Below are 23,003 nucleotides of genomic sequence, written 5' to 3'. Positions count from 1 at the left end.
CGTGGAAAGAGCCAAGCGGTCAGAGCGTCGAGATCCAGGTCACCCACGTAGGACCGGATCTTCAGTTCGCTACCGCAGAGGTAGCCAACTCCACCGCAGCGTTCGCCGGCCCCCTGCGGCAGCCGCTGCGTAGCCCCTCCTTCTACCCGGCACGTTCGAAGCCCGGCTTCGGCCGGGCTCCGGCGCGTGCCTCCGGCCCCCGGCGCTAGACATTCCTAGCGCGCCTGATACCAGCCGTACTGCGCGGCCACGATCTGTCGTCCTTTCCCAAGTACGACGGCGACATACAACGGTTCGTCCATGGGCGCAGAGTCGAGTCCGCTGACCGTCATCGGCCGCTCCAGCCGCTCCACGGTCCACGAGTCGCCGCCGCGATCGGTCCCAAGGACGATATTGGCGTGCGTGGCGTCGCCCCAGCGGACGTCGAACGTGAACGAATCTTCTGCCACTTTGAGACTGTTGAGGAGGTCCCCGGAAGGGTCGGTCACTGTTGTCACGCGCCAGCATCCGTCTTTCAACTCGGGCACCGTTGCGCTCAGTTCAGCGTCGTCAACACGCAGGAGCCATTGGTCGCCTCGCACCCGTTCGATCTCATCGTCGCCTCTGAACTTGTATTCGCCGTATCGGAACGATATGGGCTTGCCGAACCTCCATTCGTAGAGGTCGGCAAGTGCAGCTCGAGGATTGCGGAAGCTCTCGCCAGGCTCGCAGATGTCATCTAGGCGAGCCAATCCCCTTGCGGCGACTGGTTTCACCTCTGTGGTTGCGGGTTGAGGTACGAATCCGAGAGGAGATGCATCTATGTCGCTGACGCCCCTTGAGGTGAAGAGGCGAGCGATGTGACCTGTCGCATCCGGAGCGAGCTCTGGAAGATCTACCATTTGCTGCTCGGAGGCATCGACTCGCGTCTCCCATTCTCCGTAGCCGACCTGCGTTTCGCCAGCCCCGATGCCCCCGATCACGAGCTGGGTTCCACCACCCTCATCGTGAGCGAAGAGAAGGCTCGGGAGGAAGCCGCTCTCCCGCGGCTCCACCGAGACCACGAACCAGCAGCGGTCGTATTTCCGTAGATGAATGACCGAACCGAGCTCTACTTCCGGACTCGTGATCGCGTACTGAACGCTCGAGGCCGTCCGACCCGAGGCGTCCGGGCGGGGTTGTGAATAGCTAAGTACATCAGTCGCGTACCGGCCTGCGGTCTCGTCTGCGTCCAACCGCCACGGTTCTGCGTCGGCACATGCCTCTAGTCCTTCCTCCACCGTGTCCTCCGGCCATACCGCGAAGCCTTGTTCGTGCAACTGTTGCTGCGAAGGAAGAGGGGCTTTGGTAGTCCGCGGCAACGAGGCGATACCTGCCGTTGCGATGACGAGCACGGCCAGGAGACCACCTGCGATCCTCATCCGCCGCCGCCTCCTGGCATCCTTGAGCGGGACGTCCGGCGGCGAGATGGGTCCCTCGATAGGGCCAGGATCTGGCGGCACGTCTCTTTTGTCACGCCCTTCCACGATTACCGTCCCCTGTGCTGTTTCCGGCTGCTCGATAAATGAGAACACCTCGGTCGTGCTTCATGAGCAGTCGACCCAGTCAATCCCACCCCCGAAGCCGGTGCCCGTGGGCATGCAGGTCTTCGTGGCCGGCAAGCTCGTCCAGCGCAGCTGGCGCGACAACGACGGCAACAAGCGTCAGACCATCGAGATCCAGGTCACCCATGTGGGACCGGATCTTCAGTTCCACTCGGCCGAAGTCAACAAAGCGACTTCGCCTGACGAAAAGCAGAGCGCGTAATCAGTGGGTTTGCCTAGACCCCTCCGGCCGCTACCGGAGGGGTCTTCTCGTTGATGGGATTACGCCGCGCCGATCAAGGCGGGGATCTCGGACAGCGACGTTGCGTGGAGGTGATCGCGGAATATGCACAAGGAATGAGGGTCGTAATGAATTGGTTGCATGCCTGCCGCGCTGCTGCCTCTAACATCTGCGATTAGGCTGTCGCCGACGAACGCAATGGAGTCGGAAGCGACGCCCAATTCTCTTATCGCTGCTTCAAAAATCGCCGGATGTGGTTTCGTCACCCCGGCGTCGTGGGAATCGATGATCACGTCTACGCAAGCGCCGGTACCGGTTCCTTTTTGACAGAGTCCTGCAGCGCTGAGACGTCTCGCTACTCCGCCTAGGGGCGTATTCGAAACTATCCCCAACCGCATACCGAGGTCGTGGAGGTCGCGCAATACCTTCACTGCTCCTGGCACCACATCGTTCCAGCCTTCACCATCGGACAGCTGATCCGTAAGCCTTGTCACCACCTCAGCGTGGTCCGCGCCAGGGACACCAAGAGCTCGCACGTAGGCGTCGAGATAGTCTCCGTATTCGACGGGTTTCTCCTCGGCATCACTTCTCTGCTCAAGTTCAGCCAGGGCGATGTAGTGAGCTGCGTAAACGATTTCTCGATGCAGCTTCGCTGTCGATGGACTCAGGGCAGCTTCAACGCGCTCGTAATCGATCAGCTGTAGTACGCCTCCGACGTCGAAAAGAACCGCGTCGAAACGCTTTCGATTCATCACTTGATCCTATGAGGACAGGTTGCAGCAAGAAAGAGTGCGCAGAAGGTAGAGGGTTTCCCGGCCACTGCGGCGGAGGGGCCGGGTCGAACGTAGTCGGTATTCGCACTGCAGTACCGTCTCGCGAATGACAATGCAGCCTGCCGCCCAAGTCGGCGCTACTGGGCCTCTCCGTGACGAACGCGCGGAGTTGCTAGCTCTCCTTGCTGGACTCTCGCCTGAGGAATGGGCTCTCCCAACGGAGTGTCCGGCTTGGAGCGTCAAAGGAATTGCGTTGCACCTACTCGGGGACGACCTATCGCTCCTGTCGCGTCAGCGCGATGACGCGGAACCCGGTGTGGTCGTGGAATTAACCGGTCCCGGCTGGGACGGCTTCATGGCTTCATTGGATCGCTTCAATGAAGCCTGGGTCGAAACTGCGAGCTTCTTTAGTCGAGACCTGGTGGTCGACCTACTGCGGATAACGGGCGACTGGACGCACCACTGGTACACATCGATCGACCCCAACGAGCTCGGCGAGACCATTCACTGGATATCGCTGACTGAACCCCAGCCCTATTGGCTACTAGCAGCCCGTGAGTACCTCGAGCGATGGATCCATCATCTCCAAATCAGCCGGGCTGTTGGGAGACCCGGACTCACCGACGAACGATTCGTTACTCCCGCGCTGGCGACCACATTCCGTGGGTTCCCCCCGAGGCTGGGCGGGGGTCGCGGCAGAGGAAGCCACCACGGTCGCTTTCACGATCGCGGACGCGACCGCGACCGCTTCCTGGACCCTCCAACGCAAAGACGGCGGATGGGTGCTGCACGATGGCGCGCCTGAACAACCGAACGCGACCGTCGCGTTCGACCTCGATACAGCTGCGCATCTGTTTTCGCGGGGGCTGGCTCAAACGGATATCCAGCGCCGCGTAAGAGTTGAAGGCGATACTGACTTGGCACAGATGTTCGTCGGGGGACTAGCTGCGTTCTTCGGGCAGGAAACCTGACTCGCGCAGCACCTACGACAGGCTGTCTTCTCGCGGCTCGCGCTTACGCGCTCTGCTTTTCCTCGCCCGAAGGCGCAGTCGAAGGACCGTCCGACGATGAACCCAACCTTCTGCGGTGGATTTGGCTACCTCTGCGGTCGCGAAACGGGCGCTATCGCCGGAATCCATTTAGGCCGGACGAACCGCGAAACGCACCGCGTTCACCAGCGACAGCAGGACGAAGGGCAGAACCCGTACTAGCCGTCGCGGAGGCAGGAACTGCCTGTACATCCCGCCTCGAGGCAGGCGGCGGAACAGATCCCGCAACCAGCCGTGCTCAAGGGTCGTCCGCACGAGTACAGGAAACCCGTCGAGCATGTCGGCACGACGAAGAAGCTCGATTTCAACGCCGCGGTCCCACTGCGATCGGACGTGATGGTGTCTGGCAATCGCCTCCAGGCACTCTGCCAACCGCGCTTCGTCGAGGACCCTCCCAAGCACGTTGTGCGCTACTTCCCTCCCGTCGTTGATGTAACGCAGGGAACGCGACCCCGTGTCGAAGATGCCGACGTCATGGAGCAGGCTCGCGCAGAGCGCGATCTCTCGGTCAAATACGAGTTCCCGTTCCTTCGCCATCCGTTCTCCGATGAGAAACACGCGCATCGCATGACGTTCCATCGCGCCGTCTGTTTCTTCGGCCGCTTGTCGTAGGAAGACGAGCGCCGCTCGTTCCGCGCGACTTCTAGCCACGTCATCGCCAAATGCCACCGTGACAAGGTAGCTGCTACTTCGCCGGCCGTTCCCCCGCGCCGAACCCCGGCTGAAGCCGGGCTCCGAACGTGCCGGGTGGGGAGGCGTTACCGGGCGGCCGCCGCGCGTCGAGCGACGTCAGTTAGACACTGGTAAATACACCCAACGCGAAAAGTCACGGTCCCAGGAGGAGTCCGAGTCGTAAGTAGAGAAGTAGCTCGACCGGGCGCTGGAATACGCCGGCGCGCCGCTGGGAGTTGGTCGGAAAGGAGTCGTATGACAAAGAGGTTATCGATCTTCCTAGGGGTGGCGGCACTGGTAGCCGGGCTGCTCCCGGCACTACCTGCGTCTGCACAGACGGAACCGCCTCCACCCGACGACAGCTTTACCTGTCGTGCAAGCGTTCTCCGTACCGAGGACTTCCCGGTGGAACCGCTGAACCAAGAGTTGATCGTCGCGAACGAGGAGAACGACGCGGGCGCGGCGTGTAGGACGGAGACGGGGGGACTTAACCAGGTCGTCCCACTCCTGCCAAACGAAGCCCCCTTCAACGGCGAGGCGTTCCAGATCCCGGTCGGGAACCTAGGAACCCTGCGCGTGCTCTTTGCCGAGACAAAGACGCAACCGGATGGTGAACCTGCTGCGCGTCGTGCCGAAGCGGCCAGTGGGGTAGCCCAGGTTCGCCTCCAGAACGTCCCCGTGATCGGGACGCTCGATGTCGACGTGCTGACGTCCCAGGCCGCGGTGACCTGCCCCAATGAGCAGATGACGAGCAGCTCGAGGGTCGTCTCCGCCAGGGTTGGCGGCACCGAGGTAGTTCCGAACGCCCCCCTGGGCATCCACGACACGAACAGGGTTGTGGTCGACCAGGGAGGGGTCAAGCTGACCCTGAACGAGGAGACCCCGGAGCCGAACAAGCTGACGCGGCGTGCTCTGCACCTCGAGACACCGGCTGGTGACGTGATCATCGCGGAGGCGATCGTCGACTTCCACGGCGATCCGTGTCAGGACACGACGCCCGGCGGCGGCGGTGGTGGTGGCGAGCTGCCCGAGTGCAGTGACGGCATCGACAACGACGGCGACGGCAAGATCGACCACCCGGCCGACCCCGGGTGCGACAACCCCAACGACGACAACGAGACCGACGACGGGGGCGGCGGTGGCGAGGCTCCCGAGTGCCGTGACGGCGTCGACAACGACGGCGACGGCAAGATCGACCATCCGGCCGACCCCGGGTGCGACAACCCCAACGACGACGATGAGGCCGACGACGACGGCGGCGGTGACGTGCCCGAGTGCCGTGACGGCGTCGACAACGACGGCGACGGCCGGAGCGACTACCCGAACGACCCCGGCTGCCAAAACCCAGACGACGACGATGAGAGGGACAACGGCGACAACGGATCTCCTGGGGATGGTGACGCGCCAGAATGCTCGGACGAGGTCGACAATGATGGGGACGGCGTCATCGACTACAACAACGACCCCGGCTGTGAGTCGCCGTGGGACGACAACGAAGCAGACGGCGGTGACGAGGCGCCTGAGTGCTCGAACGGCGACGACGACGACGGTGACGATCGCGCGGACTGGCCGGACGACCCGGGTTGTGAGAACCGCAACGATGACAACGAAGAGGACAACGACAACCCCGAGTGCTCCGACGGCGTAGACAACGAGCCGGACGGCTCGACTGACGCTGGGGATTCCGGCTGTGTCGGTGACGACGGCACCTACGACCCCAACGACGACGATGAGGCTGACGGCTTCATCACCGCCGGAGGGTGGTACACCGAGCTCGACAAGAGATACCCACCCGAGGACGAGGTCGAGCCGGGCGACACGTTGCACTTCACGCTCCACTCGCCGTGCGACATCGGCGACAAGCCGACGGGCAGCTACAACCTGACCGCCCGCTGGCATGTCACTGACCAAGACGGTGAGGGGAACGGTCAGCTCGTGAGGTACGACCTCGAAGTGTTGACCCGAGCCTTCTGCCGGAACGATCCGCTCGTCGATTCCGAGAACCCGGGGAGCGAGTTCGATACCTTCGTCGGCGAGGGTACGGGCGACCTCAAGCTGGGCGACGGGACCGTTCTGGAGAACGTCCAGGCGAAGTTCATCGCTCAGGACCGCGGGGAGCCCGGCGGTGGCGGCCAGCAAGGCCAGGGGATCGACTACTTCGAGATCCGCGTCGTATCCCTCCCGCCGGTCTGCAGCGGTGCGCTGTACGGGTGCGGCACCCTCGACGGTGGGAACATCCAAACCCACTCGCCGGCGGGGCAGACGAAGCCGATCGGATCCATGCGGTAAAGGGAACGGGGGCGGAGTAAACCCCGATCCTCTAGCTACGAGATGGGCGGCGTCTAAGCCCGAGTGACGACAGGCAGAGAGAGGGAGGAGCAAAACGGCTCCTCCCTCTCTCTCTCGTGCTGCTGACTTTTGCGGCTTCGGCGACGCGCCGGGGCCGGTGGGCGAGCGCGCAGCTTCGTACATCGCCGTTCGCCTTGATGTAGTCGTCCTCGCCGAGCTGCGTTTGCATGCCGGGAGCGTAGCCGCGCTCCCTGGTTCGAACTCCTCTCTCCGCTCCTGTTCCGCTCCTTGTATGGGAGGGAAAGGTTGGTTTCGGATGCGCCGCCGCCGGCCGCTTCCCGTAGCTAGCTCGGGGAGTTCTCGTCGCGGAACTGCCCCGTTGACGGCGAGTTCTCATCAACGTAAGGCTGTTCGTCTCCGAGGTTCAGAACGAGGTCGTTCGCCCGTTGCACGACACCGTCGTTCGCCGCGTCCCCCCAGTCGGGATAGCCATCCATGCCAGCGCTGTCGAAGAAGAACCCGAGTCCACCGCCCGAGCCGAAGCCGAGCGAGCCGTGGTTCAGCGCGACCGGCCGATTCTCGGCTTCACCATCTTTGTCCTCGTCAGCGCGTATGAACATCTGGATCGCGGGGCTCGGGGCGTCGTAGATGTCCGCACCCGCAGCGTCCATGAAGATGCCGATCCCGGCTATAAGCGCCGTTCCCTGCAGCATGCGCGGCAGGCTGTCGCACTTGCCGCGGTCGTCTCTTACTCCGCCGGACCCATCCTCTTCGTTCGACGCATCCGCCGTGGTGCTCGAAGGAGCGGGGACGTACCAGAAGTAGCCGTCGTTGCCGCCGGCGTCGTTCAGCACGCCTACGCCCGTTATCAGAGCGAACCCCTGGCTGTTGCGGATGGCCTCGTAGCGGTCGTCGCCCGATGCATCGAGCAGAACCCCGACCCCGCCCACATGACCGGAGCCTTGGCTGACGGTTTTTGCCGTGTACGTATCGTCGCCCGAAAGCTCAATCAACGCGCCGACCCCCGCAAGCCCCGCTCCCTGCGTAACGATACGCCGCACCACCGGATCGGTCGTGCACGTTCCGTCGACGAACGGGTCCGGACTCTCTTTGAACCCGTAGGTGTCGTTGCCGGAGACATCGATGAGCAGAGAGGAGGAGACGACGCAGTTCCTCGCTGCGAGGTCCGGGATCCATTGACAGCCGACCGCGGGGCCCGAAGAGATCGTGCCGCCATCTGCTCCCTCGGCAGTGCCCATCCAGCCGACCGGCGCGCGCCGGACGTCCATCAGGTTGCCCCCGGCATTGTTGGCGTAGAAGTCGTCCCCGGCGACATCGACGATCAGCGCGTAGTCCTGCTCATAGAGGTTCGCCGAATCGGTCCCCGACACGCGCAGGACAGGCCACAGATCGAGTTCCTGAAGCTGCCCCGGAAGAAGAGATGTGAGGAACGTCGCGGTCTCGACGGCGGCATCTTGCAGATCGGCGGCGCAGTCGCGCATCGAGCTCGTCGTCAGGAGGGTCGGATCGGGACCCGAACCATCCTCGAGGGTGGCTTGACCGAGGCCTTCTATGCCCCCGAGTTCTGCCACCAGGCCTTGGCTCTTCCTGTGACAGCGATGCGCCTTCCTGGTCAGGATCGCCAGCCGCCCGGCCACGTCGCGCGGCAACACGTCGATCGGCGCCTTCGCGGCAGGGTCCTGGCGCACGCCCAGGACGCGCGAGAAGTCGTCCACGGCATCGCTCAGCGCGACGAAGGGATCGTCGGGCAGGACGGGCTCCTGCGGGTTCGGCTTCATCAGCCGTTTGACGTTCGTCCCCAGCACGTCGGTTCCGGGCAGGTCGTTGCCCGCGGTTGCCGCGGGGGTGCCGGCACTCATCAGGCAGAACGCGATCGCGCCGATCGTAACGATGCGCCCCAGGGATGTCGCTTTCATGACAGATCTCCTCTTATCGCCCAAGCCGGACAGGTAGATGCTGACGAGCGCCGGACGATGCGTCTGTCAGAAAGCGCGCACTACGAATGCCCGATTCGACCTACAGCCGGCACGAAGTTGAGGCCTTGCGTGAAGAACACCTGATACCCAGCCGCGAAACCCCCTGATCACGGGGGGCATTTCTTCAACTCAGCGCGAACCAACTCGCTCCTGGGCGGTTGAGCTCTTTCCCCTAGACGGGATGACACCTCATCCGGGTGGCGACCGAGAGGGTTCCGGTGTCTGAAACTAGAGACATGATCTCGTCCACGCCGAGCCGACCTGACGACAAAGCCCCCCGCCCGTGAAGCGATCGTTCCGTGGCGTAGGACTCAAGTCGCAAGAGGTCATGGTTGCGGCTCCGAGGGAACTCGTGTTCGAGGTGGTTTCTAGCGCCGGCAAAAAGATCGGTGACAGCCCTGAGGGCAAGCTCGTTGAGTTCGAGACCCACTGGCGCGGCAAACAGATCAAGACGATCGAAGCTGTGTCGCTGGAGCCGCCGGTGAGGATCGGCTATCGGTGGGTGGAGGGGCCGCTGGATCAGGTCGAGGAGGAGATCGTCTTCGAGGCGCGGGCGGCGGATGTCACGCTGATGAGATATGCCGGTCGTATCGCGGGCGCTCGAGGACTCACGGGATGGCTTCGAACGGTTCTGATCGTGCGACCGATCTTCAACAGGCTCGTACGCGAGCATCTCGTTGCCGGGAAAGAGATGGCTGAGAAGAGAGCACGCCGCTCGCATGTTCACCCCCGCCAGGCGCCCGAAAGATAAACGGCCGCGTCGCTTAGGAAGGGAGTCTCACGCGGAGGCCGCCTCCGCGGGCAGGACAGGAGGCCATGAGTCATGACCAATGATGAGCACGACACCGTGCCTTCGGAAGAACCGGATTTCAGCGCGCTTCGCGCGCTCTACATCAACTGCACGCTGAAGCGATCGCCCGAGCCATCACACACGCAGCTATTGGTGGATAGATCCGCGGGCATCATGCGCGAGCGGGGCGTGGAGGTGGAAACGCTGCGCGCCATCGACCACGACCTCGCTGTGGGCGTCTGGCCGGACATGACCGAGCACGGCTGGAAGTCGGACGAGTGGCCGCAGATCTACGAGAAGGTGCTCGCGGCCGACATCCTCGTGCTTGCGTCGCCCATCTGGCTCGGCGAGAAGTCCTCCATCTGTACTCACGTGATCGAGCGTCTCTACGGGAACTCGAGCCTCTTGAACGACAAGGGGCAGTATTCGTATTACGGGCGCACGGCCGGTTGTCTGATCACCGGCAACGAGGATGGGATCAAGCACTGTTCGTCGAGCATCCTCTATGGGCTCCAACATCTCGGCTTCACGATCCCGCCCCAGGCCGATGCGGGATGGATCGGCGAGGCGGGGCCTGGACCTTCATACGGTGATGACGGTGCCGGACTCGACAACGACTTCACCAACCGCAACACGACCTTCATGGCCTTCAACCTCATGCACACGGCGCAGATGCTGAAGAAACGCGGCGGGTTCCCCGCATACGGAAACCAGCGGACGGAGTGGGACGCGGGTTGTCGATGGGATCACGCGAACCCCGAGCACCGATAACTATCGATCGCACGTGACGCCCGAGGATGACGTCGTCCCGAGCGCGCGGGTGGGTTGTTTCTCGCCCGCGGGGGTGTGCAGCGTAGCGTCGGCCATTCGTAGGGGCGTCTGATCCGAGGAGGAGGACATGGAACGAGGCTCTGTCGTGAAGGCCGCCTTGTACATGAGCGTGATCTCGCTGCTGCTCATCTGGCTGCCGATCATCGGCCCCGTCATTGCTGGAATCGTTGGTGGCAGAGCTGCCCGGACCGTCGGGAAGGCTCTAGTCGCGTCGATCGTCCCCTCGGTTCTGGTCGCGGCAGGACTGTTTGCGATCCTCAACGCGTTCGAGCTCCCGCTCATCGGCGCGCTGAGCGGCATCGCCGTTTTCCTATTCATCTTCGTGGGCGATATCCCGATGGCGATCGCGGCCGCCGCTGTCGCCGCCGCCACTCCCGATATCCCAGAGCCGGCTCCCTGACCCTCTGGAGCAAGGAGCATGTGCCACCGTCGCTCCTGCCAAAGGTGAATGCTCGGCCGTCCCGATGCCGGAGGTCTACGTTCCGTCGAGACCTATGAAGTTGACGCACTCCGACAGGAGCAATGCGCTCGCTATCTGATCGGCCTGCTGCGACGTGCGCTGCTGCGCCTGCAACGCTTTTTCATAGGCAGCGCGCTCTCCACTGAGAAACGCGCTCCGGACGTCTCCTACCGCTGCTGCGCTTTCTTCATAGAGGTCGACCAGGCGCCCGAGGTCCGGGACACCACGCAACTCGGGGGGGATCGCCCGTTCGATGGCTGCAGCGAGAGCGAGTCCGAGATCCTGCATGAACTCGAGCATCTTCGCGGTTTCTGCGCGCGTCTCCGTCCGCGCTTGAAGCCGCCCGAGCTCATTTAGCTCGGTTCCGAGGTTGAAGCAACCCGCGTTGGCCTCCGCGACGAAGAGGTAGCCATAAACACCCTGTTCATCTGCGGGTGGGCAACTGTCAGGTAGGTGCGCCTGTTCGGCGAGCTCAAACGTCTCGATCTGCGCCCGGGCGCCCTCCAAGCTCAGCTTCAGCCGCTCGCGCTTCGATGCTCTTCGTGCTTCAAGTTGTTGCTCGGTTATGAGCGACGACGCCTCGAGCGTCTCTAGATACTCCTTGAAAGTGTCGGAGATCTCGGTCGGTGCGGTGAGCTGACGAGCTTGCTGCACGAATCGCTCGGTGGCCTCGACGTATTCGTGTCCCAGGGAACCGAGCTCCTGTGGCGAGCGAGCAGCGTTCACCTCGTCGTTCTTGACCTCTAACGCGTCGCACGCGGACGTGAGTTCGTCGACGAAGGTGTCCCCCGCGGTCGTTGAGGATGAGGTTCCCGCGGGTTCATTGGCCTGCTCAGCGCACGCCGCCGTGAGCAGTAAGAGCGAAACGAACATCGTCAACAGGCGCGATCGCCTACGTATTGGTCCATCCCCCCTGACGACAGACGACGATGAGGTCCACCCGAACTGGTGGCCGCGCCTAGGGAGTCGTCTAGTTCGTGTCGGTCTCCAGCGCCGTTTTGATATACACGCGTTGCCGTCTCTGTTCATGGTCATGATCATGATCGTCCTCGGGTGGGGCATGTGGAAGCACGCGAAGCTCTCCTCCCTGATCGCCCTTTTCAGTCAGCCCGTTTCCCAGCGTTCTGGAGATAGTCGATGTATATGGGCCGAAGCTGCTCGGCGACTGGGCCTTCGTCCAGGTTAGTAACCTCCGACAGGAGAGCCGCAACGCTCATCACATCGGCGCGCGATCGGTCCAAGTCACCCGCGGCCGCGCCGGCGGCAGGGATCGACTCCACCAGTCGCCAGAGGAAGCCGATGTCCAGGTGCCGTACCGCATGTCCGACGGCACGATCGTGCAGCTCCTTAGTGTCTTGCGCTTGTAGCTCGTCGGAAGTCACCAACACCGTCCTTCCTCTCGAGGATCTGTCCGCGACGTCTCTCGCGTCCGATGTTAATGGCCCTCCTTCTCACAGCCGCTCCTTGGGGCGGACCGAGCGAGATGCCGGGGGCGGTTGCTGGAACGACCGGCTTATCTCGCGCAGACTGTGCTTCCGCTAGGAGGAGGTGTGGCCGTGATCGAAGTGGATACGACATCCGAGGTCGACCGGGAGCAGCTGCTTTCTGCTGTCGATGCCGCGCTGAGCTCTGTGTCCTGAGCTTTCCGGTGGTGGCTTCGAGCAGCCCTCCACCTCCCCTGGGATTCCGCGTCCAGACAAACGCCTCGTACGATCATTCGAATCAATGCTAGCCAGCGGAATCACCCCGTGAGGGTTTTTGTTGCAGGTGCGACGGGTGTCGCCGGCCGCCGAGCGGTCCGGGCGCTGGTCGCGCAGGGCCATTACGTGACGGCCGTCTCGCGGTCAACGTCTAAGAAGAGACTTCTCGAGACGCTCGGTGCAGTTCCGGTTGAACTCGACGTGTTTGATCCCGGCGAAGTGCAGGTCGCTGTCCAGGGCCAGGACGCGATCGTGAACCTTGCCACGAAGATCCCACCGCTCAATCGAGCAATGATTCCTGGCGCATGGGCAGAAAACAACAGGATACGGACGCACGTCTCCAGGAACCTCGTAACTGCGGGGCTCGCGGGGGACGTCGAGCGTTACATACAGGAGTCGCTCGCGTTCATGTACCCGGATCAAGGTGACGCATGGATCGATGAAGAGGTTGCAGTAGACCCACCGAGGTATGCAAGCTCAGTATTGAACGCTGAGGCCCAAGCCGCCCGGTTTACCAAGGAGGGCCGGAAAGGGGTGGTGCTGAGGTTCGGCCAGTTTTATGCGCCGGATGCTGTGCACACCCGGTCGATGATCGCGACCGCGCGCCGAGGAATCTCGCCGTTCGTGGGTCCTCCAGATGCTTTCTCGCCCGTCGTCCACGCCGATGATGTCGCAGGGGCAGTAGTGGCAGCGCTGGAGGCTTCCCCGGGGGTCTACAACGTTGTTGATGACGAGCCACTTAGGCAGAGGCAGTTAGCCGATGCACTTGCTTCTGCTCTTTCTCGCGCCGAACTCCGGTTTCCACCTTCTGCTCTGATGCGGTTAGGCGGCGCCAAGGTACGTATGTTGATGCGCTCGCAGAGGGTCTCGAACAGACGATTCCGCGGCGCGACGTCGTGGACGCCGAAGTTTCCGAGCGCCCGTCACGGGCTGCAGGTGACGGTCGAGCAGGCGGAGGGTGTCGACGCTTGACCGACTACCGCAGATCGCTGCTGCTCGTGACGTCAGGCGGCGCTGCGGGGCGTTGATGCGCTCTAACTCCGATCGATTCAGGGGCGGTGAGGCCCATCGCGTTTGGATAGGGAACCCCGTTCGCCTGCGCGATCTGTTCGAAAACCGCTTGTAACGCTGAATGCAGCGTCTGTACGGGTTCTTCTCCCACTGCAGCCATCGGAGACAGCGACAGGGCATCGGTTAAGCCTTCTATCTCTTCGTGCAGAGCCTGTCCCTGCTGTGTCAGGACGCCCCGCTCGTCTAGCAGATCGCGTCGACGCAGCCGCGTTTCTGCATCGAGCCACTCCTCGTCGGACCATCCTCGGTAGTCGCGTTGGCGTTCTGGCAACACACCTGCAGCCGCAGCGAGAACGTGGGCTTCGCAACCGTCGATCCCGTGCACCGTGAGGGCGGCGACGTGACCGTCACCGCGGAACTCCCGCCACAGGGTGGCGGCGTGCCAGAGGATCAGGTGCGGTTCGCTCGGCCAGGGGAGCGCCGCATGGGCGGCGTACAGTGGGCGCCCCTCTGGGCGGCACCCGAGCGCGATCTCGCGCGCGATCTCCGCGGCCCCCACAATCTCTCTCGATCCCAGCTTTCCCGCGAGGGCTCGGTCGAGCGCAGTATGGGCTAGTTGATAGCGCGCCTCGAGGACGGCCTCGGGCGTGGAGAACCGCCATGCATCCGGGAGAGCGCGGTGGACCATGCGCGGGTGGAAGTTGTAGAAGGTTGCAACGACGACTTCGGGGACTGTCGCGCCCATGGCGGCAGAACGTGACGCGAAGTAGCCCATCCAATAGCCCTTCAAGCCGATCGATTCGTAGATCGCTTTGGCCTTCGGGTCGAAGTACACGACCGCGTGGTATGGCTCGAGTAGCTGCCAAGTGCGGCGCGCGAGAGACCTGTCCATCGACAGCGATCCTAGCGGCGGGCCTGTGGCTCGCGGTCTGCGCTCGCCCTCCCTGGCGCGCGGCCACTTGGTCTAGCGCGGAGCTGGGTGGCCACCCGGTCGTGCCTGTGGGTGGTTGTTTTCCGCGGCATTGCGAAACAGCCAGGCGGATCCGAGAAACAGTGCGACGAAGAACCCGTTCAACAGCACGATCTCGGCAACCGGGCTCACACCCGAACGGTGCACGCCGGCTACCAGAGCGATGACGGTGACCAACGCCTGAGCTAGTGCCATCGCGACCAATGCTCGTGACATCCCATGGGGCTTGAAGCGCGCCGTGATTGCGCCGATGATCCCGACCGCAAGCACTCCGCCGTACATCAGGTTCGCGCGATCGCCATCAGCTCCGAGGATGCCGACGCCTAGGGCCAGCCAGACGAGGATGAATGTCGTGGCGAGCGTCACGGCGGTGGCGGCTCGGTAGGCCGACCTGTAGGTCTTCATCGGTTCCTCCCAGATGGACGGCGGGTCTCCGAGGATCTCTCACTCTTCGAAGCTAGCGGCGGGATGTGCGGATGTTGTGCACGGCTCGCGAGGATGTGTTGATTTCGCCGAGGACGCCCTCAGCGCGACGGCAGCTGTTCGAGCTGGTCTTCCACTGCAGCGATCGCAGAACACCAGTGCATGAATCTGGCTGCTACCCGCTACGGGGGCCGCGACCCCTAGTCGCCGTGGGCAGCGTGGTCGCCGTGATCCATCAACTGTGCCTCGAACCAGCGGTGCAACGCGTCGACCACCTGCGGTACCGAACTCTTGTAGCGGATCCGCCCTCCGGCGGGTGTCGGGGAGAACGCTAGGGCGATGTCGTCGTACGAGCCCCTCAGCTCCTCCAACCCCGGCATGTCGGGCCCATGGATCTGCTCCGGGTCGCCGAAGTCGCCTCTCGCGAACGCGACTGCCTCCTTACGGAGGTGCTCCCGGATCAGTCGGATCTGTTCCGCGTCAGAGGGGTCGTCTGCCTCGACCGTCTGCACGCCGCCGTCGGTGAGTGGCTTGAAGTAGTGCGTCGTCCGCTCGAGATCGAAGGGCATGACCGTGGCACCCCGCCGAGCAACCTCTTCCTGCCGAGATCCCATGGGAGCAGCTTCGGAGCAAGAGGTGAGGACGGTCAGCGCTGCCGCGACGCCGACCACCCTCTTGTTACCCGGTCTGTGCATGAGATCCGCCCTCTTTAAGGGACCGGCTGGCACGCCCCAGTTCCTCTAGGACTTCGATCACGTGGTCCCGCCGCTCGCGTGGGATCGCCGCGAGCACCGAAGCAAAGTGCTCCTTGCGCGCGGCAGCCACCCGGGCCGCCGCGCGACCACCTGCGGACGTCAGACGCAACAGTCGTGCCCTCCGGTCCGTCGAGTCCTCTTGTGAACGCACCCACCCACGCGCTGTCATCGATGCGACCAACCTGCTAACGGTGCTCTTTTCGAGGAGGAGCTCCGTCGCCAGCGTTGTTAGCCGCATCGGCCCACGCTCCGAAAGCACATCCAGAGCGTGCGCCTCGGAGGTGCTCATGGGCTGCCCGCACGCGGTCCGCTCTGGCTGGTGAAGACCAAACGCTCGAACGAAGGACGCGACCTGTCTCTGAAGCTCCTCCGGCGTGGCCATCGTTGTATCCTACAACTAAAGTAGATGCACCGTGCAACTATCTGCGGCAGCTGGTCCGCGCGCCGCCGGGTCAGAGGTGTGCCAGCTGAATTTTTTGCGGCGTCGGGCTTCGGGAGGGGGCCGATCCTGCCGATGTAGAGGTGGCGGCCAGTGGGACGAAACCGGCAACGGCGGGCAAAAAGCCTGAAGTAGCTAAACGGCCGATTGTGGGGCGAATGTCCGCCGGGCGGCATGACTGTAGACACGTTTTGAACTTCGGAGGAACCAGATGCTCAAGATCATGATGACTCTCCTGGTCGGCATGTCTAGTGCCGCGATCGCGACGCCGGCCGCTGCCGTAGAGCCACCGCTGGAGGTGTCGCTACCCGGTCAACTGGTCGTCGTGACGGCGAACCTTCAGGAACTGAACGCCGAGGACCTCCAGAACATGGAGGAGATGGAGATCTTCGTTAAACGGCTCCTGCAGCAGGTTCCACACTTCCCCGACGTCCTCCTATTGCAAGAGGTCGAGCGGACGGCCACTCTGAAGGTCGTCCGCGAGTTGACGGCGGCCACTGGCGAGACCTACCGGCTCGGCGTCGCCCTCCCGCGCGAGTGGTGGCGAGCGACCGACAGCGGCAAGCGCTACGTGACCGAGACCGCGATCGTCATCAACACGAACACGATCGACAAGCAGAGCAAGGGAGGTTGGATAGCCACGCCCGATCCTTACCAGAAGCTGAGTAACGTCTATCGCCGGCAGGCACACGTTGCGCTGAAAGAGACCCAGAGCGGCACCGCGTTCGCCGTGTCGAGCGTGCACCTTCCCTACGCGAAGAAGGTCAACGGCTTCACGGATGCGGAGCAGACGAAGTTCCGCCGTTGGACCGACGCGATCGCCAGCAAGCTGCAGAACAAGTACCCGGGCCGCGTTCGCATGATGGGTGGTGACTTCAATCAGGGCCGGTGCAACGTGTTTCCCTGTGAGGAGACAGAGTTCTGGAAGCTCCTAACCAGGCGGTACGGCTACAAGGACACCACCTACGAGTACAACCAGCGCCTCGAGTGGTACGACCGCCTGAAGGACGGCGTGGACTTCATCTTCACGACGAGCGCGAACGTGATCGATGCCGGGGTCGACGACAGCAAGAACGTTTACTCGAACCACCGCTTCCGGTGGTCGCTCGTCACGAGTGGCTAGCTGTTAGCCGAACATGCTCCTGAGCGATACGTCACGGTGACGATGTGACCTGAGTCGGCAGTAGTGCAGGAAGAGGAACCGTCCGGCCACACGACTCGAAGGTCGGCGGAATCCGCGCTGGCAAGCCCCATGTGCACGTAGCCGATCTCGGACTGGCTCTTGAACGCGACTCCATCGTTCATGAAGTAGTGCAGCTTCGACGTGGACGTCTTAGCGATGACTCGGATCCCTATGCCGAAGGGGTTGCCGGCTGGGCCTTCGATCCGGAGCCCCAACCAGTTGCCGACTTCCGAGCGGTTCAGTAGCAGGCGAGAGCGCGCTTTCTCGCGCAGAAACCCCTCCGTCACGTGCAGGTCGAGGCGCCCGTCGCGATCGATGTCTGCAACTGCAACCGAATCTCCGTTGCCCTTCCGCGATCCCCGAAGGACGTCGTCGCGTTTGACGTCGAAGCCCGAGCCCTCCTGGTTCAGCAAGAGGAGGTCGGGCTTGTTCACCGCCTGCGGCTTCGGAGGATCTCCCGGCTGACCTTGCACCACGAACGCATCGAGGTCGCCATCGTTCTCGAGGTCGAACCACCCCGCCACCCTGCCCGCCTGCAGCGGAAGCGACAGTGTTCTACGGAACCTGCCTCTGTTGTTGCGTAGGACGAGCATCCGATCCGGCGATACCAACGCGACGTCGACCCACCCGTCCATGTCGAAGTCGCCCCAGGTGGCAGACAGCCAGGATCGTGCAGTCACGGATGGGAATTGCACCTCTCGGTACCGGCCGTCGACGTTCTCGTACGCCCGCGAGCCGATGAACCCGTGACCCAGCACGAAGATGTCCGGATCCTTGTCGTTGTCCCAGTCCGACCAGCTGGAGCTGATCGTCGCCATCTCCTGCTCCAACCCGACGGTCGTCCGGGTGAAGCGGCGTCCATCGTTGCGGAACAGGACGTTGGGATATCCGGGTCTGAGCTCGTTGCTCACGAAGATGTCGAGGTCCTGGTCGCGATCGAAGTCGAGCCAGTGCACGGATCGTGCCCGACCGGCTGGGTCCTGCACGCCCCAGCGGCGAGAGACATCACGCAAGCCCCCATCTGTCTGAAGGAGTAGCTGGTTGGGTCCTCTGCCTTCGCCTCGGCGCGCGCCAGAACCACAGTAGAGGTCGGGTGCTCCGTCCCCGTTCGCCTCGCCCCAAGCGCAACCATGTCGGTCGTAGTAGTTCTCGCCCGGGGGCGCCGAGACCGCGGGACGATCCTGCTGGAACGTCGCGCCGTCCTGGTTGCGAAACAGGACGGCGGCTCGCTTGTGGCGTCCGATCAAGAGGTCCGGCCAGCCGTTGAGGTCGAAGTCCACGCTCACGGAGCCCCATGTCGGCGTCAGTGGCAACCGCGGTCCGACCCGGTCTGAGGCATCCTCGAACAGAGATGGCCCCCCCGTGTCCGGCGCCTGCGGGTCTGCAGACGCTTCCGTGATCGGAGTCCCGCGTGATGTCTCCGTGCAGGCTGCCAGTGGAACCAAGAGCAGGCTGACGGCAACCGAGGGGAAAAAGCTCCCGCGCATCATCCTGCGGGGTGCAGCTCGCGCTGATCGTCGCAGAATCGCTTCTTCCTCCCAGGCAGTAGACCCACCACCATGTGTGGCAGGTGGCGGGGTTCTTCCCCGAAGCCGTTGCTCCTACGCTACGGGAAATGCTTCTCGATCCAGCCCACCGCGTAGTCCACTAGCTCTCTTGCCCGGAACAGGTAGCTGGTGCTCTGTCCGATCTGGCCGGCCCTGCCGATGCCGGCTGCGATAGCTTCTTCGCCGATCACCTGGAACGAGTCGCGGTCACCGACCACGGTTTCGTATGGGAACGCGCCGCCCGACGTGTCGATGTCGCGCACCTCACGCCATTCGATCGCCCCGTTTTCCGTCACCGTTGGCACCGTGTAGCGAACGAGCTTCTTGCTGGGGACGTCCGCCAGTTCCTCCGCGTGATGAAGAAGGGTCAACGTCTCCAGCGGCGCACCCAGCATCAAGACGGATCCGTCAGCCTCGAGCAACTTCTCGAGCGGAGATCCTGCCCCCAATGGGTGATGCCAAGGCTGATCCTCGGTCAGCCACTGCGAGCTCGCGCCAAGCGCGGAGAAGCGAGCCTCAGGATGGGAGCTATGCCGCGCCCCCGGCCACGTCCGGATGCGCTCGGGAAGCCGTCCGTTCTCCCTCGCAGCCTCCGATACCTCCGGATGGAACGTTGGCGGATCGCGGCGATACGCATCCTGGAGCGCCTCGGGCCACTGTTCGAGCTCGTAAGGATCGTGCTCCCAGCCGGACATCACCATCAGGGTTCCCGACGCGCCCAGGAGTTCGAGCAGTGAGGTCACTACCGCGTCGGCTCCACCTACGACGTAGCCCATCGAACTGAGGCTGCAATGAACCATCAGGACCTCGCGCGCGCGGACGCCTAGTTTCGCCAGGTCCTCTACGAGCTCGCGTCTAGTGATCGGAGGGCGATGAAGGAGGTTATCCGCCATCGCTCGAGCCTAGCTACGACCGCGCGTCACCGCTCGTCACCGGCCCGCGGGAGCCTCCCGCAACTGACGAACGGAGGGGCGGCTGCTACTTCTTCTTCTTTTTCGGAGGCGTCGCCGTATAGGACCACTCGGCGTTGTGTCCGCTGGTGATCGCGAGGCAGATCAAGACGACGTTGGAGCCGGGCGGAACTACTCCGACCTCACCCCCGGCTTCTCTCGTGAGGTACTCGCCGGTCTCGACGATTCCTTCTTGCTGCGCGGGGTCGGCAGGGTTCAGCTCGCCCGTCTCCCCGTAGAAGGTCATGTCCAGGTCCTCGGTGCCCATGGCCCCGCCGGTGACCTCGAGCTTGAACTTGCCACCCCATGTGGCCTTGTCGATCTCGAACATGCTGCCGAAGGGTCCAGCCGTTGCGCCACCGGAGAAGATCCAGAAGCGACGGGGCCAACCGGTCCAGCAACCACCTGTGGTCTCGCCGTTCGGGCCCGGGCCCGCCAGCAGGACGGTACCTTCCTCCTTCTGCGCGGCCGCGCCGGCCTGGGCGGACATCGGTGAAAGAGCGGCAACGAGGGTCGCCAATAGGACAAGGGAAATCGCCCGCTTCATCGCAAACCTCCAAGGTTGTGTTGCCGGAAGGGTTCGCCAGACGGGGGGTGCACTCCTTCCCGGGCCGCCCTTCGGCCGGATGGGGGAGGTCCGAAACCTTTGCGGCCTCGGCTGTTTCGTTGTGGCTCATCGTCGCGGTTGTAGCTTCCTCCCGTGAGCGGATCGGGCGCGAGGGAGGGATTCGCCTCGTTCGGTGACTGGACGACCTGGTACCGCGTTGTTGGCGATCTCCGCGCACGGCCTCCGCTGATCTGCCTCCACGGCGGCCCCGGGTCCTCGCATCACTATTTCGCTCCGGTGGAGGAGCTCGCACGGCGTGGGCGAGCGGTCGTGCTCTACGACCAGGTTGGGTGCGGGCACTCGAGCCGTCCCTCACTGGATGAGCTCGACGTCTCAGTCTTCGTTGCCGAGCTGGCAAACCTTCGGGCTCGGCTGGAACTCGATGAGGCCTTCGTTCTCGGCACCTCCTGGGGCGGGATGCTCGCGATGGAGTACGCGCTGACGCAGCCGGCGGGGCTGCTCGGGCTCGTTCTGAACTCGACGCTCGCGAGCGCGGTCAGCTGGGCAGACGAGGCGGCACGTTTGCGCGACGAGATGCCCGAAGAGCACCGGCGGGCACTACAGACACAAGCCGAAAACGACCCCGCTTACAGGGAGGCGGAGCGAGCCTTCAGCGCGCGACACATCTGTCGCGTCGGAGAGCGACGCGAGATCAAGCTGATGTCAGCGGCGCGCAGTCAAGAGGTCTATCGCGCGATGTGGGGGCCGAACGAGTGGACGATGACGGGGAAGCTCGGGGGCTGGGACGTCCGCGATCGGCTTCATGAGATACAGGTGCCGACGCTGCTGACCGCGGGACGCTACGACTTGTGCACGCCGCTGATCTTGAACCAGCTGCAGGAGGGGTTCCCCGACGCACCTACCGTCGTCTTCGAGAACAGCTCGCACATGCCCTACCTCGAGGAGCCGGACGAGTTCCTCCGGGTGCTCGAGGAGTTTCTGAACCGCTACGACCCCCCGGTGAATCGCTAGAGCCTAGGTGTCCTCGTGCCGGAACCGGTGCCCGAGGGGGAGCACCCACCGGAACAGGGATAGGGGCGGTCGCTTGCACCAACAGTCTCCGGAGCACTCACAGGTCAGTCGGCCGCGGCGTTCGTTCACATGACCGACCAGCGCAAGACCGACCCAGGTGAGTGCAGCGGTCAAGACGAAGCGCTTCATCTGTTGATGTTAGCGCTGCTCTGCCGGACCGGCTGCAGTGTGCCGAGGAATGTCTAGCCGGCGTTGCCCGTGTAGCGCAGGATCCACAAGCCGCTGTCTCGGTCGGACAAGAGGATCAATGGGTTGCGGGGGCCGCGGGGGATGGGGAACACGCCCCAGAAGTCGTTGCCGCCGCGGGCGATGAAGTGCCCCCGCTCGACGATGCCGTCGATCTCGTCGAATGAGACGACGCGGAACCCACCGGCGTAATAGGAGAGATATCCGAGGTCGACGTCCGGTCGCGGATCGGTCTTGATCTCGTGCATCGAAAGGTGGCCGCCGCCGCGGCGGGCCCGCCGAGCGTCGTCCGCCTGCGCGATCGCGTACGCGTCCAGCCACTCGAGAGTGTCGGCGTCGTAGAGGTTCAGGTAGCCGTAGCCGTCGAAGACCGACGCGATCTCGACCTCGACCCCCCGCTTACCCACCGTCGGTTCGAGACGCTCGCCGTAGGAGATCTCGATCCCGAACATCTCGTGGAGGGCGGCGTGCGTGGTGCAGATCGCGCTGATAGTGACGTCGAAGCTTTCCGCGGCGGAGCCGCAGACCGTCGCGTTCGGCTGATCGCCTTCTGCGGCGCCTTCGTGGGAATTCGGGATGATCACGGCGTCGTACCCCGCCTCTTGCGCGAGTCGTACTTTGGTGGAGAAGAAGCAGTCGCCGCGCTCCACGACCACGATCTTGTCTCCGGATCCGCCCGCCGGAGGCGACGGGATCGTCGGCTCGCAGCCGCGCCCGCCGAAGACGACGCGGCCACTCAAGCGGCGACCGCGCACCTCCGCGACGGGACGCGCCCAGCCGAACTCGCCCGCTACGGCCTCTGCACCGTCGATGCGTAAGCTCGTCCTGAAGGCGCCGAAGTCCTCGTCGGCTCCCAGGATCAACTCATCGTCCGAGTCCCACGTCCCCTGATGAGCGTTTCCTTCCGCGGGAGAGACGCCGGTGATCGGATCCCGCCGTGGCCAGTCGGTGTCGCCGAGATACCGCGGGTTCTCCGGGTCCGTCACGTCCAGCGCGATGTAACCGGCGTCCCAGTAGGAAAGCAGCGCGGTCCACCGACCTTCGATTTTCTTCACCCATAGATCGTGGTGGTACGCGGTGCTGCCGAAGGCGAGCGGGCGCTTCGCTTCCGGCCAGTCGTCGAGGCCGAACTCGGCGATCAGCTTTGGGTTCCTGGGATCGGTGATCTCGATGATGTCTACGTTCTCGCGCTCTTCGTTGTCGGTGATGATCGAGAATGCGCGCCGGCCTGCGTCCCAGGAGAAGAGGCTGTGGCTCGCGTTCGCGCCCAGCTCCGGGTGCTGGTCGAAGTCACCGAACCCCTCGAACAGCGGCTTCGGGTTCTTCGGGTCCGTGACGTCGTAGGCGGACATGCCGCCGTTGAAGGCTTCGCCGCGGTCACAGGGCTCGAGCGAGACGGTCAGAACGTCTCCCTGGAAGCTCGGAGTGTCCAGGCGCAGGGTGCTGATCCCCTCGCCGACGTAACTGTTGCTGCCGACGCCGATGAAGCCCGCGTTCCGCGGCGCGCGCGGCTTGCGTATATCGACCAGATGCACG

24 protein-coding genes are annotated in these 23,003 nt (G+C 63.8%); 9 read left to right on the top strand and 15 right to left on the bottom strand.

Annotated features, from left to right (window positions below):
* Positions 1-215: 215 nt before the first annotated feature.
* Positions 216-1,400 carry a hypothetical protein gene (locus tag M3N53_00340; protein ID MDP9066781.1) on the bottom strand — a complete coding sequence of 395 codons (1,185 nt, stop codon included), beginning with the start codon at positions 1,398-1,400 and terminating at the stop codon, positions 216-218.
* Positions 1,401-1,611: 211 nt separating this feature from the next.
* On the opposite strand from M3N53_00340, the gene M3N53_00335 reads away from it, so the two are divergent.
* Positions 1,612-1,785, top strand: coding sequence for a single-stranded DNA-binding protein (locus M3N53_00335; protein MDP9066780.1), 174 nt, complete (start codon positions 1,612-1,614; stop codon positions 1,783-1,785).
* A 59-nt stretch (positions 1,786-1,844) separates the two neighbouring features.
* On the opposite strand, the gene M3N53_00330 is transcribed toward M3N53_00335, so the two are convergent.
* Complete coding sequence (locus tag M3N53_00330; protein ID MDP9066779.1) at positions 1,845-2,555, bottom strand: HAD family hydrolase; 711 nt, start codon at positions 2,553-2,555, stop codon at positions 1,845-1,847.
* A gap of 575 nt (positions 2,556-3,130) precedes the next feature.
* On the opposite strand from M3N53_00330, the gene M3N53_00325 reads away from it, so the two are divergent.
* Complete coding sequence (locus M3N53_00325) at positions 3,131-3,547, top strand: SCP2 sterol-binding domain-containing protein (protein MDP9066778.1); 417 nt, start codon at positions 3,131-3,133, stop codon at positions 3,545-3,547.
* Positions 3,548-3,715: 168 nt separating this feature from the next.
* On the opposite strand, the gene M3N53_00320 is transcribed toward M3N53_00325, so the two are convergent.
* Positions 3,716-4,294 (bottom strand): HD domain-containing protein, encoded by a 579-nt coding sequence (locus tag M3N53_00320; GenBank protein MDP9066777.1) that lies wholly within the window; start codon positions 4,292-4,294, stop codon positions 3,716-3,718.
* Positions 4,295-4,552: 258 nt separating this feature from the next.
* On the opposite strand from M3N53_00320, the gene M3N53_00315 reads away from it, so the two are divergent.
* The gene (locus M3N53_00315) at positions 4,553-6,586 is read left to right on the top strand and encodes a hypothetical protein (protein ID MDP9066776.1); all 2,034 of its coding nucleotides are present in this window, start codon (positions 4,553-4,555) and stop codon (positions 6,584-6,586) included.
* 344 nt (positions 6,587-6,930) lie between these two features.
* On the opposite strand, the gene M3N53_00310 is transcribed toward M3N53_00315, so the two are convergent.
* Complete coding sequence (locus M3N53_00310) at positions 6,931-8,523, bottom strand: hypothetical protein (protein MDP9066775.1); 1,593 nt, start codon at positions 8,521-8,523, stop codon at positions 6,931-6,933.
* Positions 8,524-8,866: 343 nt separating this feature from the next.
* On the opposite strand from M3N53_00310, the gene M3N53_00305 reads away from it, so the two are divergent.
* From M3N53_00305 to M3N53_00295, 3 genes are all read left to right on the top strand, one after another.
* Positions 8,867-9,334, top strand: a complete 468-nt coding sequence (locus tag M3N53_00305; protein ID MDP9066774.1) for a hypothetical protein — start codon at positions 8,867-8,869, stop codon at positions 9,332-9,334.
* Between the two features lie 72 nt (positions 9,335-9,406).
* Positions 9,407-10,144 carry a flavodoxin family protein gene (locus tag M3N53_00300; GenBank protein MDP9066773.1) on the top strand — a complete coding sequence of 246 codons (738 nt, stop codon included), beginning with the start codon at positions 9,407-9,409 and terminating at the stop codon, positions 10,142-10,144.
* Between the two features lie 127 nt (positions 10,145-10,271).
* Positions 10,272-10,604: a hypothetical protein gene (locus tag M3N53_00295; GenBank protein MDP9066772.1), complete on the top strand. Its 333-nt coding sequence runs from the start codon at positions 10,272-10,274 to the stop codon at positions 10,602-10,604.
* 75 nt (positions 10,605-10,679) lie between these two features.
* Here the strand turns inward: M3N53_00295 and M3N53_00290 are convergent, their stop codons facing one another.
* Positions 10,680-11,543: a hypothetical protein gene (locus tag M3N53_00290; protein MDP9066771.1), complete on the bottom strand. Its 864-nt coding sequence runs from the start codon at positions 11,541-11,543 to the stop codon at positions 10,680-10,682.
* A 221-nt stretch (positions 11,544-11,764) separates the two neighbouring features.
* Entirely contained in the window at positions 11,765-12,046 is a 282-nt protein-coding gene (locus M3N53_00285) for a hypothetical protein (GenBank protein MDP9066770.1), read from the bottom strand.
* Positions 12,047-12,412: 366 nt separating this feature from the next.
* On the opposite strand from M3N53_00285, the gene M3N53_00280 reads away from it, so the two are divergent.
* Positions 12,413-13,336, top strand: coding sequence for an NAD(P)-dependent oxidoreductase (locus tag M3N53_00280; GenBank protein MDP9066769.1), 924 nt, complete (start codon positions 12,413-12,415; stop codon positions 13,334-13,336).
* Positions 13,337-13,340: 4 nt separating this feature from the next.
* On the opposite strand, the gene M3N53_00275 is transcribed toward M3N53_00280, so the two are convergent.
* The 4 genes from M3N53_00275 to M3N53_00260 form a co-directional block, all read right to left on the bottom strand.
* On the bottom strand, positions 13,341-14,267 hold the full coding sequence (locus M3N53_00275; protein MDP9066768.1) for a hypothetical protein: 927 nt from the start codon (positions 14,265-14,267) through the stop codon (positions 13,341-13,343).
* Positions 14,268-14,339: 72 nt separating this feature from the next.
* Entirely contained in the window at positions 14,340-14,750 is a 411-nt protein-coding gene (locus M3N53_00270; protein ID MDP9066767.1) for a hypothetical protein, read from the bottom strand.
* A 218-nt stretch (positions 14,751-14,968) separates the two neighbouring features.
* Positions 14,969-15,463: an aspartate carbamoyltransferase gene (locus M3N53_00265; GenBank protein MDP9066766.1), complete on the bottom strand. Its 495-nt coding sequence runs from the start codon at positions 15,461-15,463 to the stop codon at positions 14,969-14,971.
* The gene (locus M3N53_00260; GenBank protein MDP9066765.1) at positions 15,447-15,905 is read right to left on the bottom strand and encodes a MarR family winged helix-turn-helix transcriptional regulator; all 459 of its coding nucleotides are present in this window, start codon (positions 15,903-15,905) and stop codon (positions 15,447-15,449) included. Before M3N53_00260 ends, M3N53_00265 begins: the two co-directional genes overlap by 17 nt.
* 268 nt (positions 15,906-16,173) lie before the next feature.
* Between M3N53_00260 and M3N53_00255 the strand changes: the two genes are divergently transcribed.
* Positions 16,174-17,085 carry a hypothetical protein gene (locus M3N53_00255; GenBank protein MDP9066764.1) on the top strand — a complete coding sequence of 304 codons (912 nt, stop codon included), beginning with the start codon at positions 16,174-16,176 and terminating at the stop codon, positions 17,083-17,085.
* Here the strand turns inward: M3N53_00255 and M3N53_00250 are convergent.
* From M3N53_00250 to M3N53_00240, 3 genes are all read right to left on the bottom strand, one after another.
* Positions 17,082-18,431: a CRTAC1 family protein gene (locus M3N53_00250; protein MDP9066763.1), complete on the bottom strand. Its 1,350-nt coding sequence runs from the start codon at positions 18,429-18,431 to the stop codon at positions 17,082-17,084. The genes M3N53_00255 and M3N53_00250 overlap by 4 nt on opposite strands.
* Positions 18,432-18,751: 320 nt before the next feature.
* A complete protein-coding gene (gene aac(3), locus M3N53_00245) occupies positions 18,752-19,585 on the bottom strand; it encodes an aminoglycoside 3-N-acetyltransferase (GenBank protein ID MDP9066762.1) in 834 nt (277 codons plus the stop codon).
* Positions 19,586-19,670: 85 nt separating this feature from the next.
* Positions 19,671-20,189: a hypothetical protein gene (locus M3N53_00240; GenBank protein MDP9066761.1), complete on the bottom strand. Its 519-nt coding sequence runs from the start codon at positions 20,187-20,189 to the stop codon at positions 19,671-19,673.
* A 153-nt stretch (positions 20,190-20,342) separates the two neighbouring features.
* Between M3N53_00240 and M3N53_00235 the strand changes: the two genes are divergently transcribed.
* On the top strand, positions 20,343-21,221 hold the full coding sequence (locus tag M3N53_00235; protein MDP9066760.1) for a proline iminopeptidase-family hydrolase: 879 nt from the start codon (positions 20,343-20,345) through the stop codon (positions 21,219-21,221).
* A gap of 3 nt (positions 21,222-21,224) precedes the next feature.
* Here the strand turns inward: M3N53_00235 and M3N53_00230 are convergent, their stop codons facing one another.
* Together M3N53_00230 and M3N53_00225 are read right to left on the bottom strand one after the other, a co-directional pair.
* Positions 21,225-21,410, bottom strand: a complete 186-nt coding sequence (locus M3N53_00230) for a hypothetical protein (protein MDP9066759.1) — start codon at positions 21,408-21,410, stop codon at positions 21,225-21,227.
* Positions 21,411-21,463: 53 nt separating this feature from the next.
* Positions 21,464-23,002 (bottom strand): hypothetical protein, encoded by a 1,539-nt coding sequence (locus M3N53_00225; protein MDP9066758.1) that lies wholly within the window; start codon positions 23,000-23,002, stop codon positions 21,464-21,466.
* Position 23,003: the final 1 nt, after the last annotated feature.

This window comes from Actinomycetota bacterium, assembly GCA_030776625.1.
In the GTDB taxonomy this organism is placed as follows: domain Bacteria; phylum Actinomycetota; class CADDZG01; order CADDZG01; family WHSQ01; genus MB1-2.
Note: the sequence above shows the minus strand (reverse complement) of the source record. Positions and strands in the feature narration are given on the sequence as shown.